Here is a 550-nt window from a genome sequence, read left to right on the forward strand (position 1 = left end):
AGAGAACAGCGCCGAGGCCTTCTCCACGGCCTTGCGGGCCGTTTCCAGCACCCGGTTCCGCTCACGGATCTCCGCATTCTGCTTCCCGAGATCCGTCACCGGCTCCCGGCCGGGAATCTTGCGGGCCGCCTGCCGCTCCAGTGCGGTTGCTGACACCCCCATGTGCCGGGTCGGCTCCTGTGCTGCCCCCTGACGCTCGAAGCTCCTGTGATCCACCCTCTGCTCGACCTGGTGCCGTTCAAGCGCCATGTTGACCTGGCGCGCCCACACGCCCCGCATATGCTCGATCTCGGCCGAGGCGGTGCTGGCCACGTCCAGAACCCGCGTCTTGGCCCCCAGACCATCCTCCCCGGCCGTCCGGGTGGTGGTAAGGATATGGGCGTGATGGTTCCGGTTATCCCCTTCCCGGCCGGGTTCATGGATCGCCACATCCGCCACCACCCCGTACCGCGCCACCAGCTCACGGGCGAAATCCCGGGCCAGTTCTTTCCGTGCGCGCCCATCCAGTTCGGCCGGTAACGCCAGCTCGTATTCCCGGCCGGTCTTGGCA

At 67.6% G+C, this 550-nt stretch carries 1 protein-coding gene; it reads right to left on the reverse strand.

Features of this window, described 5'->3' with window-relative positions:
- A partial coding sequence (locus GOX01_RS12790) for a MobA/MobL family protein (RefSeq protein ID WP_170212326.1) occupies positions 1-550 on the reverse strand: 550 nt, incomplete at both ends.

Source organism: Gluconobacter oxydans, from assembly GCF_006539685.1.
GTDB classification, from domain to species: domain Bacteria; phylum Pseudomonadota; class Alphaproteobacteria; order Acetobacterales; family Acetobacteraceae; genus Gluconobacter; species Gluconobacter oxydans.